Genomic DNA, 18692 nt, shown 5'->3' with positions numbered 1-18692 from the left:
TGCCATAAGGAGGTTCGGACATGACAGACAATCTCCGACTCCATGGGTTTAACAACCTGACAAGCTCGTTGAGCTTTAATATTTACGACATCTGTTACGCCAAAACCGAAGAGCAGCGTGCGGCTTACATCGACTATATCGATGAGCTCTACAACGCCGAGCGTTTGACGCAGATTCTTAAAGACGTTACCAATATTATTGGTGCTCATGTACTCAATATCGCCCGCCAGGACTACGAACCTCATGGCGCCAGCGTAACGATTCTGATTGCCGAGCATGAGCTGGATGGCACGGCCCCCGAGCAGATCAAACCGGGCCCGGGCCCGCTGCCGGAAACAGTGGTCGGGCACTTGGATAAAAGCCACGTGACGGTGCACAGCTACCCAGAGTCGCATCCCGACAACGGCATCAGCACTTTCCGCCTGGATATCGATGTCTCCACCTGTGGTCATATCAGCCCGTTAAAAGCGCTGAACTATCTAATTCACAGCTTTGACTCCGATATCGTCACCATGGATTACCGGGTGCGCGGCTTTACCCGTGATGTAGATGGCAAAAAACTGTTTATTGATCATGGCATTACTTCCATTCAAGACTACCTTGCCGAAGATACCAAGCATGCGTATCAGATGATGGACGTCAACGTGTATCAGGAAAACATGTTCCATACCAAGATGCTGCTCAAAGATTTCGAACTGGATAACTATCTGTTTGGCACGTCGCGGCGCGATATTACCTTCGAAGAAGCGCGAGACATTGAGAGCCGTTTGCGTAAAGAGATGCTTGAGATTTTTTACTCCCGCAATTTGGATTAAACGCAGTCTCTGCATGCCGAAAAGCCAGCTAACTGCTGGCTTTTTTTAATGCTCCAACCTTTGGTTAGTAGACGCCGGAATCACCTTCGGGGCGCGTTTTAAAGCGTCGGTGCAGCCAAAGATACTGCTCAGGGTGCTTGCGAATGGCTTGTTCAATAAACTGGTTGACCTTTGTCGCGTCGGCGACCTCATCATCGCTCGGAAAATTTTCCAAAGCAGGTAAGCTTTCAATTGTATATGTCGCGTTATCGGGGTTGCGATGAAACATCATCGGCACCACCGGCGCGCCGGTCATACGTGCAAGCTTGGCCGTTAAGCGGATAGTCGCTGCTTGCTGGCCAAAGAGCGGCGCAAAAACACTAACATCACGACCAAAATCCTGGTCGGGGGAATACCATACGGTGTGCCCAGCCTTAATACGCCGTACCGCACCGCGTAAGTCGTGACGATCAATCGCTTGCCCGAAAATACGTGAACGCGCACGCGTCATAAAACGCTCAAATAGGGGGTTATTATGGGGGCGGTATACGACATCGGCAGGAAAGAAGAGTGAGTGCAATGCACCGCCTAGATCCAGTGTCGAGAAATGAATACCTATCACAAGCACCCCTTTGCCTTGCGCTTGCGCATGGGCCATGTGCTCTTCGCCGATATAAGCGACTCGATGGCGCAGGCTTTCCCTATCGCAGCACCAGCCCGTCGCGGTTTCAACAAGACCAATGCCATTAGCGATAAATGACTCTTTGACTAGTTGCCGCTGTTGATCGGCGTTTTTTTCGGGAAAGCACAGCGCTATGTTGGTGTCGGTAATATGCCGCCGCCGCTTGGCAAAGCGCCAAGCGAGTAACCCAAGGCCTTTACCAATGGCCAGTTTTAATCGCCAAGGCAACCAGGCGGCGACATACATAGCGCCAATTCCGAACCAGGTAGGCCAGTAACGCGGGTGGGCGAATGAGCGGGGGTAACGTGATTTCGACATAGCACCAACCGTTAAGCAGAACGCCCATGATAACGCCGCGGTGCCCGAGGCAGCACCCCCGTCAGCAGTGTATAGCTGATTGTATCGCAGTAGCGAGCCACTTCATCCACCGGCAGTATCACGCCGTTACTGGCTCTACCCCACAACACGACTTCGCTGCCAATCACGGTATCGGTTACGTCCGTGACATCCACGGTGAGCATATCCATAGAAACCTTACCGGCAATGGCGCAGCGCTGGCCGTTCACCAGTACCGGCGTGCCGTCGCGTGCATGACGGTCATAACCGTCGCCATAGCCACAGGCCACAACTGCAATACGTGAACGCCGCGGAGCACGCCAGCGCCCGCTGTAGCCGACGGGCTCGCCCTCTTCTAACTCCCGCATGGCAATGACTTCTGAGCGCAGGGTCATCACCGGCTGCAGTTGCTGGGTGATGTCATTGGCGACTTCCAAAGGGTCGCTGCCATATAGCATTATACCCGGCCGGTTCCAGTCACCATGCGCAACTGGCCACGCCAGCGTGGCCGGGGAATTGGCTAGACAGAGTGGCGCATCCAGTTCATTGGCAAGCCCCTGAAGGCGTGCCATTTGCTGGTTGAAATAGCGGCTATCTTGCAAATCGGCGGTGGCAAAGTGGCTCATGAGGTGAAGCGCCGTCACATTCGGCGCTGCGCTAAGCTTGCGCCAGATGGCAGCAGCCTCTTCGATGGCAAAGCCTAAGCGATGCATGCCTGAGTCGACTTTTAACCACACTGGAATAGGCTGACTCGGCGTCGCCGCCAAAAGGACATCCACCTGCCACTGACTGTGTACCGCGATCCAAAAGCCGTGGGCATCCACAAGCGCCAGCTCATCGGCGCTAAAAATACCTTCTAGCAATACGATGGGGGTGGTGATTCCTCCCTGGCGTAGGGTGATCGCCTCTTCGATACAAGCGACGGCAAACGCCGGGGCATCGCGCTCAAGCGCTTGAGCGCACGCTAGCGCACCATGACCGTAAGCATCGGCTTTGATAACGGCCACTGAGCGGCTTTTTGGCGCGCAGCGGCACGCCAATTGATAATTATGGCGCAGCGCGTCCAGATCAATATCAGCCACAAGGGGGCGCATATGCTCTCTCACTTACCTGTTTCAGCATAAAAAACTTAGCAATAAAAAGTGCAACAATAAAAAGCCGAGTAAGCGCTCAATGGCACTCGCCCGGCTTCAAGGGGTGACGCTTTCTATCGTTCGTTTAGCTTCCTAACAAACGTCGCCTACGTTTCAAACAGAGCTTCCAGGGAAAGGCCCTGTTTTTCTAACGAGCGGCGCAGTTTTTTGAGGGCTTCCACTTGGATCTGGCGCACTCGCTCACGGGTCAGGCCGATTTCAGCGCCCACTTCTTCAAGGGTCGCCGACTCATGACCACGCAACCCAAAGCGGCGCACTACGACTTCACGCTGCTTTTCGCTCAACTCATCCAGCCAAAGATCAACGTGCTCTTTAACATCGCCATCCACTAAGCAGGCTTCTGGGCCCTGTACTTCGTCATCGGCCAACGTGTCAATCAGCGGTTTATCGCTTTCACCTCCCATCGGATAGTCGACCGACGACACACGCTCATTAAGGCCGAGCATCTTTTTAACGACCTCGACCGGCTTATCCAGATGATCGGCGATCTCTTCGGCAGTCGCTTCATGGTCAAATTTCTGCGTTAATTCACGTGCCGCGCGCAGATAAATATTGAGTTCTTTGACCACGTGAATCGGCAAACGAATGGTTCGCGTTTGATTCATCAACGCACGTTCAATGGTCTGTCGAATCCACCAAGTGGCATAAGTCGAAAAACGAAAGCCCCGCTCGGGGTCAAACTTCTCCACCGCGCGGATCAAACCCAAATTGCCCTCTTCGATCAAATCCAGCAGCGTTAAACCGCGGTTAAGGTAGCGGCGGGCAATTTTAACCACCAGCCGCAAGTTGGATTCGATCATCCGTGAACGACCTAAAGGGTCCCCCTTTCGTGCTAAGCGACCGTAATAGACTTCCTCTTCAGGTGTTAACAGCGGTGAAAAACCGATTTCGTTGAGGTAGATTTGCGTTGCGTCCAAGCTTTGGGCCGATTGACGATCCTCACGCCCTAGCGCTTTCTCAAAAGCATCTTCTTCTACCGTAATCTCGGCATCGGTATCTTCAAGCGCTTCCTCGGCAGCATCCAGGTCTACCTCCTGTAGATCTTTCTCCAACATACTCATGGCTTTACCCCTCGTTTGTCGCCTATCCGCCATTTAGAAAGTCAAAGATGGGCGCTCAAGGGCGCACACCATATTGTTATGTGACAATTGTTATATGACGCTCGAATTCAGCGATTCGGGCAACTTCCAAGTTAAACGCTGTTTTCTCACTCTATCGGTGAGTGCACTAGCGGGAAGGCAGAAAATCCATGGGATCTTGAGGTTGCCCATCACGACGAACCTCAAAGTGCAACCTCACGTTCTCCGCATCACTATCACCCATCGTGGCAATGACTTCACCCGTCTCTACCACGTCATTTTCACTGACCCGCAAACTATCATTATGTGCATACGCACTCAGGAATTGGTCGTTGTGCTTGAGGAGAATAAGGTTGCCGTAGCCCCTTACGCCACTGCCCGCATATACCACGATACCAGGGCCAGCCGCTTTAACAGGTTGCCCCTTTTGACCAGCGATATCAATCCCGGCAGTGATACTATCGCCCTCTCCAAATTCTCCAACTACGCTACCATCGGCTGGCCACTGCCAATCAATCGTTTCGGCGGGCGTATAGGTACGCGACGAGCGTTCTGCACTGGCACTTTGTGTGGCCGGAGCCGCTTCGGGTTGTGTTTCGGTTTCGGGTTCGGGTTCTTGTGACGGCTCTGGTTCGGATGTTGGCTGAGGCTCTGACTGCTGAGCAGGTTCAGGATCAGCAGCCGCGACGACTTCAGGCTCTGGCGTCGAGGCAGGCGTGTTGCTAGAGGATTCCGCTACTTGTTCAGCCGCATCTACGGCGTCGCGTTCAGCAGTCAGGCGCTGGTTGCGCTGAATGGCTGATTCGTCAGGCAACAACCAATCGAGTTCCTGGTCATTACTGGCCACGGAAGCCGCCTGCGGATTCAGTCCGGTTGCCACCGCGCCACCGCCACCAGAGGAGCTTTCAGTCTGCTGGTTACTTGCAGTAGCCATTGACGAGGCATCTTCACGCAGGGCAATGGTTTGCCCCGGCCGAATTTGGTAAGGCGCATCAATGTTATTGATTGCCGCCAACTGCCGATAATCCAAATTGTGCTGCCATGCAATGCCATACAGGGTATCACCCGCTTTGACGGTGTATTGGGGCGAGTTTTCCAGCGCCTGGCGGGCTTGGCTTAAATCACGCACCTGGGGACTTCCACCTTGTTGGCTGGCACAGCCAGCAATGGCTAAGGTCAGCACCGACATCATGAGTATTTTAAGTTTGTAACCTTTATGCATATAACCCTTACTCCTTTTCAGCGCCAAGCTTGGTATCGGTTGGTCGACGATCTGCGTGCCGATTGAGTAGCACTACAATAAGCGCACCTAAGGCCATTAGCGTGACAACGCCAGCCACTTGCGCCGAATCACCAGTTAATACGGCATAGTCAGCAGGTAGCAAATAACGGTGCTCCAGAGGAATCATTTGTCCTTCCGGCCCCATTTGGTAGCGCAATAGTTCGCGCCAAGGCCAGAGCACCGGTAACGAGCCGACAATAAAGCCTAGTAAAAGCTGCATAGTGGAAGTGTGGTGGCGTCTTAATAGCCAGGACAGCAACCGTGAAAACAGCGCTAAGCCAACGACGCAGCCCATTCCAAACAGCACAATGATTCCCAGATCCAAACTACGAATCGCTCCCATAATGGTGCCGTAGAGCCCCATTGTCAGCAAGAGAAAGCTGCCTGATACACCGGGTAGCAGCATGGCGCTAATCGCAATGCAGCCTGCTACCATAACGACTAGCGCCTCGTTACCCAGCAACAGTACCAGCGGCATCATGCCTGGCAACGTTTGGGCCAGCAATAAGCCCGCCAGCAACGGTAACAGATACCAGAGTTTCCAGCCGACACTTGCCTGCCCTACCACCAACGCTGAGGCGGCAACCAAGCCAAAAAAGAAACCATCCAGCAGTAGCGGATGCGCCGCCATTAACCATAGCGCCAGATGCGCGACACTAAACAGGCTAACCGCCACACCGGCTAACAGCGGCACGAGAAAGGCGAGATTTAAATGGTGACTCAGGGCCCGCCAGCCTCCTTGACGCCATGCGCTAATGGCACTTGGGCCAAACTGCTTAATGGTGTTAATCAGCTCTTCATAAATACCGCTAATAAACGCAATCGTACCTCCTGACACGCCGGGCACCGCATCGGCAGCCCCCATCCCTGCGCCTCGTAAAAATATTCCCAAGGTTTGCCGCTTCAATCCACCACTCCTTGTAGTAAGGGTACAAAACGCACGGGCTCAAGCCGGCGTTTTTCAAAGGCACTGCCAATGCGCTTTACTTGTGTAAGCCATTGGCTGCCATCAGACTCTTCTAACGGGGCGATCAGCACCCCATCGTGACTCAATTGTTCTAATAGCGATGTGGGTAGCGTCTGAGCACAGGCGGTCAATAAAATCACGTCAAACGGTGCCACTTCAGGCCAACCATAGCCGCCGTCCGCCACCGCTAACGTGGCCGGTGCCGCTAGTCGTCGCAAGCGCTCCGCTGCCCGCTCGTGCAGCGCACTGATGCGTTCGATGGAGTACAATTGCTCGACCAACCGGGACAGAACTAATGTTTGGTAGCCGGAACCCGTGCCCAATTCCAATACTCGATGCGGTGCGGCGCGCAAGACAAGCTCCGTCATGCGCGCCACAATGAACGGTTGCGATAACGTTTGGCCAAAGCCAATCGGTAAGGCGGTATCTTCATAAGCGCGATGCGCCAACGCCTCATCGACAAATAAATGACGCGGCTCATTGGCCATAATCTCCAATACGCGAGCATCGGTAATACCCTGTTGCATGAGGCGCTCGACCATACGGTCACGGGTGCGCTGAGAGGTCATACCGCGACCACGCAGTTCACCTGGGGAAATATCAGGCAAAAACATCCAACCAATCCTGCACATCATTACGCGCGGGGTGGCGCGTAAGGTCTGTTTGTAGAGGGGTAATCGACACATACCCCGCTTCGATGGCGGCAAAATCTGTATCTTCCCCATCATCAGCATTCGCTGCTACGGGCGCAATCCAGTAGCGCGTACGCCCACGCGGATCTTGAACCGGCAATGGTTTCTCTGCCGGTCCTCGATAACCTAATCGAGTAACCTTAACGCCTTTAATTTCCTCCCAGGGCACATCAGGTACATTGACATTGAGCAGCGTACGCGGCGGTAAAGAAAGCTGATCCGCGGCACCAATCAAGGTGGCGGCGACTCTTGCCGCAGTAGCAAAATGGCGCTCTCCACATAGCGACATGGCAATGGCGGTCATACCTAGATTGCGTCCTTCCATGGCCGCCGCGACGGTCCCAGAATAGAGCACATCATCGCCCAGATTACTGCCGTGGTTAATGCCGGAGATAACTAAATCTGGTTTTTCGTCCCATACGCCGTTAACACCTAAATAAACGCAATCAGCGGGCGTGCCATCAACACTATAAAAACCGTTGTCGAGCGGCATCAACGAGAGTGGCCGTGATAAAGTGAGCGAATTACTGGCGCCGCTACGGTCTCGGTCAGGGGCCACTACACGAATATTGGCATGCGCCAGCAGTGCATCATGCAGTGCTCGCAATCCAGGCGCGTGCACCCCATCATCATTTGAAAGCAGTAGTCGCCGCATGGCGGGCTCCCTATTCATAAGCTCAAAAGCATAAGTGCGAAACGTGGCGGCTCATATCCATCACTTTTACTAACCTTTCTGACTACTTATAACAGTTTTGACGGCTAAAGCAGCTCACCACTATCAATTCAATACTCTTTTTTTAACGCTCTCTTTTTAGTGCTCTCTTTTTTAATATTCTCTTTTCCCCATCATCAATTCGCCACTAGCAGCTCTCCAAGCACGGCCGTGGCAAAACTACCGCGCGGCAGGACAAACGAAAGCCTAACGGCACCCGCCTCCCAAGCAAGCTGTGGTTCGAGCAGCCGCATACGCAGTGCGCGGCGCGCTTGCTTTATCCCGCTGCGTTCTAGGCCACTACAAAGCGCGGAATATTGTTGCAATAACTGTGCTTCGTAGCTAGCAGCGTCACCCTGGCCAGCGCCGCCAACGCCCCAAAGCACGCCGGTGGGATGAACATCCAGCGCAGCCGCGCGGGCCATGAGCGTCGCATCAGTGGCGTCAATACTAAACACGCTTTGCGTGCCGTCCAGCATTAAGGTATCGCCCGCCAGAGGCTGCGACCATGTACCATCCGTAATGCGCGCACTGAGTAGTTCATTGAACAAAAAACTGCGTGCTGTGGAGAGCATCATACCTTGCCGGTCGTCACGTTTACGCCAACCTCGGTTAAGTAACGCTTCTGCGCGCTGAAGATTATGTCCTTTATGACCAAAACGCTGGGGTCCAAAATAGTTAGGCACACCATACTGACAAAGTGTCTCCCAGCGGCCGGTAAAATCTTCGCTTTCAGTGGCTTCACCGCTAAGGCGCAAGACAAACCGGTTAGTGCGATGCACACCGCGTTTAAGCTTACGCGGGTGGCGCGCTTGCTCAACGACAGCGATTCCTTGCGCGTTAAGCGAATGCGCGAGCGATGACGGCGCATCACGACCGGGCAAATGCACACTCAACCACTGGCGGGTCACGGCAATACGGTCTTTCATACCCGAGTAACCAATATCACGTGGAGTTACGTCACAAAGCGAGCCTAATATTCTTACCACATCCAACGTAGTTTGATTGCGTTTTTCCACTCGCAACCACAAGTGCTCGCCATGCGCCTCGGGCGTAAAATCAAGCTGTTCATCGACCCAAAAATCTTCCGGCTTCGCACGGTACTGACCCGGCTTGGGCGGACCGAATTGAGCGTCCAAACAGCGCTGCCACTCAGGCATATTAATCATTGAGCGCCTCTGCACGACCAAGCAATACGACTGCCTCAGCAGCAATGCCTTCACCGCGCCCGGTAAACCCCAGCCGCTCGGTGGTCGTGGCTTTTACGTTGACCTGACTTAGCGCAATGCCTAGATCAGCAGCAATGACGGCCCGCATTGCCTCGATATGAGGCGCCATTTTAGGTGCTTGCGCCAACAATGTGGCATCAAGGTTAACGACCCTATAGCCTTGTGCCTGAACAAGGCAAACCACATGACGCAACAGCTTACGGCTATCGGCCCCCGCCCATGCTGGGTCAGTATCGGGGAAATGGTGGCCAATATCGCCCAGTGCACAGGCCCCCAATAATGCATCGCTAACGGCGTGTAACAGCACATCGCCATCGGAGTGGGCCACAAAGCCGTGTTCAAATGGCAGCTTGATGCCACCGATCATTAAATGATCGCCGGGGCCGAAACGGTGCACATCAAATCCGTGGCCGATACGCATTATAAGCTCCTATTTATTTAGCTCTTTTAATCAACATCTGCTTATTACGCCTAGGCAGATGGATGAACAGCTTGCGCCGCCAGAATGGCTGCTGCCAGCGCTAAGTCGTCCGGGTGAGTAATTTTCAGATTATCGCGTCGTCCGCTCACTAGTAGTGGACTCTCGCCCAAGGCTTCAATGGCCGAGGCCTCATCAGTCACCACGGTCTGCCGCTGGCGGGCAGTTTCAAGGGCACGGCGCAGCAACGCATAGCGAAACCCCTGGGGCGTCAAGGCGTGCCATAGATGCTCCCGGGGCTCGGTTTTCATGCTCAAACCCTGGTCATCGGCGCGCTTCATGGTATCAGCGACCGGCATGGCCAGGAGCGCGCCGGCAGGATTTGTCGTGGCGGCCTGATAGAGCGCCAGCAGGTCGCCCTCGGTAATGCAGGGACGTGCTACATCGTGCACCATGACCACGTCGTCATCTGTGGCCGTCATGGCATGCAGCGCATTTAATACGCTGTCCATTCGCTCGCTACCGCCCGCCACACGCTGCCAATTTGTAAAGGGCACCCACTGCGGTGAAAACCAGCGGTCATCTGCATCTAAACAGAGCACCAAACGGGCGCTAGGAAAGGCGCCGTGTAGGCGGGCCAGCGTATGTGCCAGCACCGGCTGATCATCGGCCAAGGTTAAATATTGCTTGGGCTTATCGGCTCCCATTCGGCGCCCTTGACCCGCCGCAGGAACAATTAGCCAGGTTTGACTCACTGCGGCAGCTCCTGAGGCGTGACTAGCCCCGCGTTGATGCCGATCAGCTCATTTTCAATCGCCACGCCTGGCACCCAGAAGAACTGTTCGTCAGTACGCACCATGCCCATATCGCTACGGGCACGCTCTTCAATGGCATCTAAGCCGGTTTTTAAATCTGTCACCTCAGCTGCCAGTCGCGCATTGCGCTCGCGCATAGGCACATTGGCGGCCTCTTGCACCGCGACCCGCTGCTCTACGCGCTGCAAATCGCTCCAACCGCCGTTGCCTAACCACAACTCGTATTGAAGAAGCGCTAGCACTGCGAGCAATGTCATTACTAGCCATTTGCGCATCATTGCTCTCCTGTGGAACCTTGGTTGAAATTATTAAAAGCTGGACGTAATGAAAACTGGTTTACTGAAGACCGGAGTACTGAAAACCAGAGTACTGAAAGCTGAGTTAATTCAATACAGAACACTTATCGGCGCGCATTATGCCATTAAGGGATTACACCAGCGAGCCGCGCCTTATTTAAATGACCGATTAAATGACAGCTTAAATGGCAGCGCTTGATGGGCCGCCTCGCGGTAGGCGCTAATATGCTCGCCCTCCTCATGACAAAACTGGGCGACACCAGCGGCAAGACCGGGATGGCGAATATAGTGCAGCGAGCGCACTCGCTGAGGTGCAAATCCGCGTACCAGCTTGTGCTCGCCTTGGGTGCCTGGATCAAACAGCGTTAAGCCACGCTGCAGGCAGTATTCAATGCCTTGGTAATAACACGCCTCAAAGTGGAGGCAATCAGCCACGACTTCACTGCCCCAATAGCGCCCGTATAGCGTGCTAGTGCCACGAAAGTAGAGCGCTGCCGCTACCGGGCGACCCTCAACATAGGCTTGTACCAGCACTAGCGCTTCCGGCATCGTTTGGCGCAGGCGTTCGAAGAAGTCATGATTTAAATAAGGTGGGCGACCACGCTCATGATAGGTAATCGCATAACAACGATAAAAGTGCGCCATTGCAGCAGAAGTGATGGCATCGCCTTCCAGGCGAGATACGTTTAAACCTTGCTCGGCCACCAAGCGACGCTCACGTTTAATCATTTTGCGCCGCTTTGAGGTAAGGCTGGCCAGAAAGCCGTCAAAATCAACGAATCCTTGATCACGCCATTGAAATTGTACCCCTTCACGGCTGATAAGCTCGGGGCATTGGGCCTGCCAGGCGCTAACGTCCGCTTCATCGGCAAACAACAAATGCCAGCTTGAGAGGGCCTGGCTATCGCACTGTTCGTGCCATGCATCGGCCAGTAGTGCACGCACTGCCGTGGCATCCGCTTGCGCAGCGATCAGCGTTCGCGCGCCGGGCACTGGCGTGAATGGCACCGCACTAAGCGCTTTGGGGTAGTAGCGACCATCCGCCCGCTCTAAGGCTTCCGCCCAGCCCCAATCAAACACATACTCACCATAAGAGTGATGTTTACGGTACATCGGCAACGCCGCGACTAGCTGCCCCTCCTGCCATACACTCAGGTGACAAGGCTCCCAACCAGTGGTCACACTGACGGAACCACTGGCCTCCAGCGCATGTAAAAAAGCGTGGCGTAAAAAGGGCTGATCTTTATCGACGAGCGAATCCCACTGGCTTGCGGCTACTGCTTCAATGGTGGGTAGAATAGTGATCGACAGTGGGTGTAACGACATAGCACCTTCCTGAGAATGTTGGGCCAAAAGAATGTGCGGGGCTAATTTGTGGGCTTCAGGCAATTTTGCGGGGCTTGCGCAATAAACATAACCATTGCCACTTTACACTAACCAAAAGCAGTTGCGGCTCTTACCAGTACTGCTTATCACCCCGCCGATAGTGGCGTACAAGGAGAGGCCATGAAGCGCGATCTAAAGAGTGACTTCCAAGCGCAGCGTCAAGCTGCCGATCAAATGCCCTACCCGACGCTAACAATTCGACGTGACCGATTAGCCCGCTTAGCGCGTATGACCAAGCATCATCGGCTTGAGATTATCCGGGCAATCCAAACGGATTTTGGCCAGCGCAGTGACGTAGAAATATGTATGGCCGAAATCAGTGCGGTGCTGCACGCTATTCGCCACGCAAGACTCCATCTATGGCGCTGGATGCGCCCTCGGGCAGTCAGCATGCCGTGGCGACTACTGCCTGCACGTGCCCGAATTGCGCCTCAACCGCTGGGCGTTGTAGGCGTAATGTCACCTTGGAACTATCCCTGGAGCTTAGCGCTAATGCCAGTGGTCGACGCATTTGCAGCGGGTAATATAGTGATGCTCAAGCCCAGCGAACACTCGCAAGCTACCAGCGCCCTGCTTAAACGGCTGGTGCCGCAATACTTCACTCCCGAAGAATTCAAAGTGGTGGATGGCGATGTCGAGGTATCACGTCGCTTTAGCGAGTTGCCGTTCGATCACTTAGTGTTCACCGGCTCTACCGAGGTGGGTCGCCAGGTAGTGCAAGCGGCTGCGGCGAACTTGACGCCTACGACACTTGAACTGGGCGGCAAGTCGCCCGCGATCGTGGCAGGCGATGCGGATTTCGGCAAAGCAGCAGCAGATATTATTTTTGGCAAAGGCATGAACGGCGGGCAGACCAGCATTGCTCCAGACTACGTGCTGGTAGAGAGCCGCCATATCAGCGCCTTGATCAAGGCGCTAAGCGATGCCATTCAGCGTCAGCGACCCGATGATCGCGCGGCCACCCATGCAATTAACGCGGCTCGCCAACAGCGGCTAGATGGCATGTTAGCGGAAGCCCGCAACCACGGTTGTAGAATCATTGATCACGGCCCCCACGCACCCGCCCTGATTATCGACCCCCACCAGAGCTTGCAAGTGATGCGTGAAGAAATTTTTGGTCGCTACCTACCAGTCATCGGTGTTAGCGATATACCGGCCGCACTGAACTATGTGAATGCCCGGCCCCACCCATTAGTACTTTATGCCTTTACGCGCGATAAAGGCTTGCAGCAGCAGATGCTGCAAATGATTCGCTCAGGGGCGCTGGTTTTTAACGCCACGCTTCTCCATCACGCAGTACCGAACCTGCCCTTCGGCGGCGTCGGCGAGAGCGGCATGGGTGCCTACCATGGGCGCCCTGGCTTTGAGCGTTTTAGCCATTTACGCGGCGTGTTTTATCAATCTAAACGTTCACCTAGTCGTGTGCTTTACCCGCCTTACCGGCGCTGGTTAATGAAACTACTGGGTTTTGGTTAAAGATTAAGGGCGAATAACCGATATTTAATGACCTATTGGTAATCAAACCTTATGTTATATTTCATTAATTCTCTTCTTTGGAATGAAAATACAAGCCCCACACGGGTCAATCTTCGCTGGTGTATACCATTACTCAGCTGGCGCATAGCGTGGGCTGCGACGTAGTGGCAGAAGGCATCAAGAACTCCGCCCAAGCGGCGTATTTAAGCTCCATTGGCTGCGCGGCCGCTGCCTGCCGACGCATTTGTGGCACGGCACACCGAATGGAAGCCGCTTCTTTCGACTACTCACATGGAGGCCGTTAATGGCTCATGACTTACTTGACCGCTTACGCGAACGTTTAGAAGAACTCAACCGCTCGGAGCGTAAAGTCGCCAATGTAATTCTTGAAGACCCTACGGTCGCCACCAGCCTTAGCATTGCCAGCTTGGCTCAGGCGGCAAGCGTAAGTGAGCCTACGGTTAACCGTTTTTGCCGTAACTTTGGTGCTAAAGGCTATCCGGATTTCAAAATCAAACTCGCCCAGAGCTTAGCTGGCGGCACACCCTACGTCACCCGCGCCGTGGAGCCTGGCGACTCCGCCACTCAGTATACTCACAAAATTTTTGGCGCCACCATCGCCGCCCTTGATGAAGCTCAGCGTGAAATCGACATGGCCGCCATTGAGCGCATGGTCGACTACCTCACCCAGGCCAAGCAGATTCACATTTTTGGTTTGGGCGCATCCGGCGCGGTAGCCCAGGATGCCCAACATAAATTTTTCCGTTTTAATCTACCGGTGATGGCCTACATCGATGTACTAATGCAGCGCATGGTGGCCGCCGCCTGCCATACCGGGGACGTAGTGGTGATTATCTCCTACACCGGTCGCACGCGAGAGCTGGTGGATATCGCCCGTCTCGCACGGGATGCAGGCGCCGTGGTACTCGGCATTACGGCACCCAACTCCCCCCTAGCGAACGAATGTACCGCTACTCTCGATGTCGCCACCCCCGAGGACACCGATCACTATATGCCGATGACCTCCCGGGTGATTCAATTAACGCTAATCGATGCGCTAGCCACGGGCGTGACCTTGAGACGCGGTGAGGACTTTCTCCCTCACCTAAAGAAAATCAAAGACAGCCTGCGTGACACTCGTTTTCCGGTGGAAAAACCCGGCAAGTAAGCGGTAAAGCCTGAAGCGTTAGCTGACGGCGGTAGTGACGGTAATCTCCACTTTCAGCTCATCAGAGGGCATCGGTGCACAGACACAGGTACGTGCCGGCGCATAGCCTTCCGGTACCCAGGCATCCCACACCTCGTTCATCGCAGCAACATCGCTGCCATCTTTAAGATAGATGGTGGCGCTCAGCAATTGCTCACGGCTTGAACCAATCTCTGTTAACAACGCATCTACCCGTGCCAGCATGCTTTCGGTCTGGGCCGTAATATCACCATTGCGGGCCTCGGGGCCAGCCACTTGGCCACACAGATAGGCAACGCCCTGGTGAATCACCGCACGGCTCATGCGGGCTTTTGTATCGTGTCGCTGAATAGTCACAGTCTGAACTCCTAACAGGTTGAAAAAAGTCAGTCTAAACCGCTTGGCTCACCCCAGCCCATGGCTTCTTTATCAGAGCCGATCTGTGGGCACCGGGCGATGCTCAAAGACCCGCCGCAGCACAAAGCTGGTGTGCGCACCCGTCACCCCTTCAATGCGGTTAATCACGTGGAGTAGCAGGTGCTGATAGTCGTCCATATCGCGCACCAAAATCTTGAGCTGAAAATCCGCCGCTTGGCCGGTAATAATCAAGCACTCGATAACGTTGGGTATCTCACGAATATGGCGCTCAAAATTATCGAAGCGTTCCGGCGTATGTTGGTCCATGGAAATATGTAGCAGTGCCATTAGCTGATAGCCCAGTTGGCGGGCGTCCACCTCAGCGCGATAATGCACTATTAAGCCGTGCTCCTCCAAAGCACGTACTCTGCGTAAACAGGGCGAAGGCGAAAGCCCGATTCGATCGGCCAACTCTTGGTTACTGATCCTCCCCTCCTGCTGCACTATATCCAAAATGTGACGATCAAAACGGTCCAGCACCAGTGGTGATACCGGCATAACGAGCAGCTCCTGCCAAAAAAATAACCATTAAAGAAATTAACTGCCAATTATTGCGCCACTAACCCTATTTTCGCAAGAACCTAGCGCAGCAAACGCCTTACACTAGTGGAACTGCCAAAAGCAGCGAATTATCAATACGGCCGCCACAAGCAGCCGATATCCATAACGTCACTATGTTCTGGAAGCCCCTATTTTCAAGAAGTCCTCTACTTTAGGAACACCGCTATGCCTGCTTTCGATCATCGCAAATATCGCCTTGCGCCCCGTGTCCCCGCTTTTAATCGCCAATGGCCGGATCGTGATCTTGATCGCGCCCCGATCTGGGTGAGCGAAGACCTACGCGACGGCAACCAGGCGTTACTAGAGCCGATGACCGTTGAGCAAAAACAGCGCTTCTGGCATCAGATCGTAAAAGTGGGCATTAAAGAAGTGATGGTCGGATTTCCCTCGGCCAGCCAACCCGACTACGACTTCGTGCGCTGGTTGATCGAAGAGGACCAAATTCCCGAAGACGTCACGATTGCCGTACTGGTGCAGTGCCGTGAACACCTGATTGAGAAGACCTTTGCCTCGTTGGTGGGTGCCAAGCGCGCCATTGTTCACCTGTATAACTCCACCTCTACCATTCAGCGCGAGCGAGTGTTTGAGATGGATCGTGCTGGCATTATTGATATTGCGGTACAGGGGGCGACCTGGGTCAAGACCTACGCCGACCAATACCCCGAGATCGAATGGTGTTTCGAGTACACCCCGGAAAGTTTTTCCAGCACTGAGATAGATTTTTCGCTGGAGATCTGTGAAGCGGTGATGGATGTGTGGCAGCCAACGCCGGACAACAGATGCATCCTCAACCTGCCGACCACAGTAGAAGTGGCTGGGCCGCACCATCACGCCGACCAGATTGAGTACTTCTGCCAGCATATCAGCCGCCGCGACAGTGTGATTATCTCGGTACATACGCACAACGATCGTGGTGGTGCGGTGGCTTCTGCTGAACTCGCCCTGCTGGCCGGTGCCGAGCGGGTAGAAGGCACCCTGCTGGGCAATGGCGAGCGCACGGGCAACATGGATATCGTCACATTGGCGATGAATCTCTACAGCCAAGGCATCGACCCCGAGCTTGATCTGTCCAACCCCGATGAAATTATTCAGGTGGTTAATGAGTGCACCGGTATTGCTATGCATCCGCGCCACCCCTGGGTAGGCGAGATGGTCTACACCGCCTTCTCAGGCAGTCACCAGGATGCAATTCGCAAATCGCTCAAGCATCAAAAGACCGACGAGCCGTGGCAAGTAGCTTATTTGCCCATTGACCCCCACGATATCGGGCGTGACTATCAGGCGGTGATTCGCGTCAATAGCCAGTCTGGCAAAGGCGGCATGGCTTTCCTGCTTGAGCGCGATTACGGCATTAATCTACCGCGCTGGATGATGCTGGCCTTGGCGCCTTACGTGCAGCAAGAGAGCGAAAAGCGCGCCAGTGAGCTTTCAAGCGAAATGATTCGCCAGGTAATGTTCGATAATTTCACCCAGGAAGCGCCCTTATCGCTGATCGATTACCGGCTCTCCAAAGGAAAGCAGGAAGGCATTGAAGTCACCCTACAACAGGGTGACGAAACGCTGCGCCTTTCTGGCAAGGGCAACGGCGCGATGTCTGCGTTTACCGATGCGTGGCAACGCCACTCAGGCAGCAGTGTAGGAATTATCGATTACAGCGAGCATTCGCTGGGTGCCAGCAGTGAAGCAAATGCCATCGCCTTCGTTCAGCTCAATATCGATGGCCAGCGGCTCTGCGCGGTTGCTGAAGACAGCGACACGGTAAGCGCGTCGCTGAAAGCATTAATTGCTGGTATCAATCTCACAGCTTATTCGACCCCAAAGGTATCGCGTTCTCAAGAGGCCGAGCTAACGCTTTAACCGACGCTAATATGCAACGCCTGCGAGGCGGCGTAGCCCTACTTAGCGAGGGATTAATCTACGTCGCCAGTTAGCCTACAATCGTTACCCTACTAATTTGTTTGATCGCGTAAGGGACTATTCGATGGGCTACCGCACCCTGCTGCGCGATCACCGCAGCGTACTCAGTATCGCTTTTTTGGCAATGTTTAGCTCAAGCCTAGGACAGAGTTATTTCATTGGCCTCTTTCAAGCCCCCCTTTCAGACCACCTGGGGCTTAGTGTCGGCCAGTTTGGCACCGCTTATGCTGTGGTTACTCTGATAGCGGGATTCTGCATGCTGCGCTTTGGGCCATCTGTTGATTGGATAAACCCACGGCGTTTCGCAGCAATCATATTGTCGCTGCTATTAACCGGCGTTGTGCTGCTTACCTTATCGCCCTGGTGGTGGCTGGGGATCGTCGGCCTTGGCATAGTGCGGCTATGCGGCCAGGGTATGTTGACCCACTTGGGCAATACGCTCGCCGCTCGTGAGTTTTCCACCATGCGCGGCCGTGCCATTGGGCTGGCTAATCTAGGCATTCCACTAGGCGAAGCGCTGCTCCCTCCGTTAGTGGCGGCGGCGCTTATCTGGAGCAGTTGGCAAACTTTTTGGTGGCTGCTGTGCGGCACTATTGCACTTCCCTGGCTGTGGCTGTTAATGAAAGCCCCCTGGCCCAGTGCACCGGGCGTTAAACCAACCAAACAAACACCCCACGGCCCTCGCCCCTTTCGTGATAAACGCTTTTGGTTGTTGCTGCCTCTGTTAATGTCCTTGCCTATCACCATGACGGGTCTGTTTATTTATCAAGCGCAGCTAACCGAAGCACTCGACAGCTCGCTGGCTGTTTATGCACTGGCGCTGACCGGCATGGGGATCGCCAAGCTGCCGGGCGCGTTACTAGGCGGCCGTTGGGTCGATAAATGGGGGCCCGCGAAGCTAGCGCGCCTTTACTTGCTGCCCTACGCCTTCGCTATGGTGATGGCGTTAACCTTCGGCGGCAATATCAGCATTTGGGGGTTAATGGTCGGTGGCGGGTTGGCCATGGGCGCCCAGGAACTTATTGCCTCTGGCCTGTTGATCAAACTATGGGGGGCTGAGCATCTTGGCAAGGTACGCTCAGCACTTAGCGCCTCCATGGTGTTCTCCACCGGCATTGCGCCTGCGGTACTGGGGTTAGCCCTTGGCGCAGGAGCGCCCTTTTATACGCTTTTATTTGGCATGTTGGTGTTTATCATTGCCGGTTGGCTATTGGCCCAGCGCGTGCTGCGTGAAGCCGCCAACAGCACGGCCGAGCAGTAAATAGCAAGCAACGAAAATGAGCGCTCAGGGAG

General features: G+C 54.4%; 19 protein-coding genes. 5 read left to right on the top strand and 14 right to left on the bottom strand.

Annotated features, from left to right (window positions below):
• The first annotated feature begins 20 nt into the window (after positions 1-20).
• Positions 21-815, top strand: a complete 795-nt coding sequence (speD, locus tag ACUVOF_RS06185) for an adenosylmethionine decarboxylase (RefSeq protein ID WP_447043507.1) — start codon at positions 21-23, stop codon at positions 813-815.
• Positions 816-879: 64 nt separating this feature from the next.
• On the opposite strand, the gene lpxL is transcribed toward speD, so the two are convergent.
• The 12 genes from lpxL to ACUVOF_RS06125 form a co-directional block, all read right to left on the bottom strand.
• The gene (gene lpxL / locus ACUVOF_RS06180; protein WP_447043506.1) at positions 880-1794 is read right to left on the bottom strand and encodes an LpxL/LpxP family Kdo(2)-lipid IV(A) lauroyl/palmitoleoyl acyltransferase; all 915 of its coding nucleotides are present in this window, start codon (positions 1792-1794) and stop codon (positions 880-882) included.
• Positions 1795-1805: 11 nt separating this feature from the next.
• Positions 1806-2906 carry an alanine racemase gene (gene alr, locus ACUVOF_RS06175; RefSeq protein WP_447043505.1) on the bottom strand — a complete coding sequence of 367 codons (1101 nt, stop codon included), beginning with the start codon at positions 2904-2906 and terminating at the stop codon, positions 1806-1808.
• Positions 2907-3052: 146 nt separating this feature from the next.
• A complete protein-coding gene (rpoS, locus tag ACUVOF_RS06170; protein WP_447043504.1) occupies positions 3053-4027 on the bottom strand; it encodes an RNA polymerase sigma factor RpoS in 975 nt (324 codons plus the stop codon).
• 166 nt (positions 4028-4193) lie between these two features.
• A complete protein-coding gene (locus ACUVOF_RS06165; RefSeq protein ID WP_447043503.1) occupies positions 4194-5267 on the bottom strand; it encodes a peptidoglycan DD-metalloendopeptidase family protein in 1074 nt (357 codons plus the stop codon).
• 7 nt (positions 5268-5274) lie between these two features.
• Positions 5275-6234, bottom strand: coding sequence for a DUF368 domain-containing protein (locus ACUVOF_RS06160; RefSeq protein WP_447043502.1), 960 nt, complete (start codon positions 6232-6234; stop codon positions 5275-5277).
• On the bottom strand, positions 6231-6908 hold the full coding sequence (locus tag ACUVOF_RS06155; protein ID WP_447043501.1) for a protein-L-isoaspartate(D-aspartate) O-methyltransferase: 678 nt from the start codon (positions 6906-6908) through the stop codon (positions 6231-6233). Before ACUVOF_RS06155 ends, ACUVOF_RS06160 begins: the two co-directional genes overlap by 4 nt.
• Positions 6895-7641 carry a 5'/3'-nucleotidase SurE gene (surE, locus tag ACUVOF_RS06150; protein ID WP_113269165.1) on the bottom strand — a complete coding sequence of 249 codons (747 nt, stop codon included), beginning with the start codon at positions 7639-7641 and terminating at the stop codon, positions 6895-6897. The genes ACUVOF_RS06155 and surE overlap by 14 nt, the downstream gene beginning before the upstream one ends.
• Before the next feature lie 194 nt (positions 7642-7835).
• Complete coding sequence (truD, locus tag ACUVOF_RS06145; protein WP_447043500.1) at positions 7836-8867, bottom strand: tRNA pseudouridine(13) synthase TruD; 1032 nt, start codon at positions 8865-8867, stop codon at positions 7836-7838.
• Complete coding sequence (gene ispF / locus ACUVOF_RS06140; RefSeq protein ID WP_447043499.1) at positions 8860-9348, bottom strand: 2-C-methyl-D-erythritol 2,4-cyclodiphosphate synthase; 489 nt, start codon at positions 9346-9348, stop codon at positions 8860-8862. Before ispF ends, truD begins: the two co-directional genes overlap by 8 nt.
• A 50-nt stretch (positions 9349-9398) precedes the next feature.
• Positions 9399-10100, bottom strand: a complete 702-nt coding sequence (gene ispD / locus ACUVOF_RS06135; protein ID WP_447043498.1) for a 2-C-methyl-D-erythritol 4-phosphate cytidylyltransferase — start codon at positions 10098-10100, stop codon at positions 9399-9401.
• Positions 10097-10435 (bottom strand): cell division protein FtsB, encoded by a 339-nt coding sequence (gene ftsB / locus ACUVOF_RS06130; RefSeq protein ID WP_447043497.1) that lies wholly within the window; start codon positions 10433-10435, stop codon positions 10097-10099. The genes ispD and ftsB overlap by 4 nt, the downstream gene beginning before the upstream one ends.
• Before the next feature lie 174 nt (positions 10436-10609).
• Positions 10610-11782, bottom strand: a complete 1173-nt coding sequence (locus ACUVOF_RS06125; RefSeq protein ID WP_447043496.1) for a GNAT family N-acetyltransferase — start codon at positions 11780-11782, stop codon at positions 10610-10612.
• Between the two features lie 180 nt (positions 11783-11962).
• Between ACUVOF_RS06125 and ACUVOF_RS06120 the strand changes: the two genes are divergently transcribed.
• Entirely contained in the window at positions 11963-13318 is a 1356-nt protein-coding gene (locus ACUVOF_RS06120) for an aldehyde dehydrogenase family protein (protein WP_447043495.1), read from the top strand.
• A gap of 304 nt (positions 13319-13622) precedes the next feature.
• Positions 13623-14486, top strand: coding sequence for a MurR/RpiR family transcriptional regulator (locus tag ACUVOF_RS06115; RefSeq protein WP_113269160.1), 864 nt, complete (start codon positions 13623-13625; stop codon positions 14484-14486).
• Between the two features lie 18 nt (positions 14487-14504).
• Here ACUVOF_RS06115 and ACUVOF_RS06110 read toward each other — a convergent pair whose 3' ends face one another.
• Both ACUVOF_RS06110 and ACUVOF_RS06105 read right to left on the bottom strand, forming a co-directional pair.
• Positions 14505-14861: a RidA family protein gene (locus tag ACUVOF_RS06110; RefSeq protein ID WP_447043494.1), complete on the bottom strand. Its 357-nt coding sequence runs from the start codon at positions 14859-14861 to the stop codon at positions 14505-14507.
• Between the two features lie 72 nt (positions 14862-14933).
• Complete coding sequence (locus tag ACUVOF_RS06105; RefSeq protein WP_113269158.1) at positions 14934-15419, bottom strand: Lrp/AsnC family transcriptional regulator; 486 nt, start codon at positions 15417-15419, stop codon at positions 14934-14936.
• Positions 15420-15647: 228 nt separating this feature from the next.
• Between ACUVOF_RS06105 and ACUVOF_RS06100 the strand changes: the two genes are divergently transcribed.
• Together ACUVOF_RS06100 and ACUVOF_RS06095 are read left to right on the top strand one after the other, a co-directional pair.
• Positions 15648-17339, top strand: a complete 1692-nt coding sequence (locus tag ACUVOF_RS06100; RefSeq protein WP_447043493.1) for a 2-isopropylmalate synthase — start codon at positions 15648-15650, stop codon at positions 17337-17339.
• A 124-nt stretch (positions 17340-17463) separates the two neighbouring features.
• On the top strand, positions 17464-18660 hold the full coding sequence (locus ACUVOF_RS06095; RefSeq protein WP_447043492.1) for an MFS transporter: 1197 nt from the start codon (positions 17464-17466) through the stop codon (positions 18658-18660).
• Positions 18661-18692: the final 32 nt, after the last annotated feature.

This window comes from Vreelandella sp. H-I2, from assembly GCF_052959335.1.
This window is presented reverse-complemented; position numbering and strand designations above follow the sequence as displayed.